This window comes from Faecalibacterium sp. DFI.5.82, assembly GCF_029076575.1.
In the GTDB taxonomy this organism is placed as follows: domain Bacteria; phylum Bacillota; class Clostridia; order Oscillospirales; family Ruminococcaceae; genus Faecalibacterium; species Faecalibacterium duncaniae.
The window spans coordinates 1-305 of record NZ_JARFIS010000644.1; the positions used below are offsets into that span (position 1 = coordinate 1).

General features: G+C 63.3%; 1 pseudogene. It reads left to right on the forward strand.

Going from position 1 to position 305, the window contains the following annotated elements:
- Nucleotides 1-93: 93 nt before the first annotated feature.
- Nucleotides 94-305, forward strand: a pseudogene (locus P0G09_RS18245) (tRNA (adenosine(37)-N6)-threonylcarbamoyltransferase complex dimerization subunit type 1 TsaB); the annotation flags it as partial.

A 305-nucleotide genomic window follows, 5' to 3' on the forward strand; every position in this document is an offset into this window, starting at 1 on the left:
TGGCCCTGGATCACATCCATTTTGCGTCCCCTCCGTATACTTCTGAGCGCGCAAAACTAAAAGTTAAAGCTCTGGCCCAGAAGATCACCCCTTATGTGCTATAATAAATACAGCAATGTTCCGGGCGTGCTCACTGTACCGCCGGAGCTGCGGGGCGGCCGGGCCGCTGCCGTGGCCCTGGTGGCCAAGCAGATGGCCCAGCGGGGCGAGGCCGTTCTGACTGAGGCCCTGCTGCCGGATTATCACCGCCTGAGCCAGGCCGAGCTGGAACGCGCCGAGCGCCTTGCTGCCGAGGCCGCTGCCCG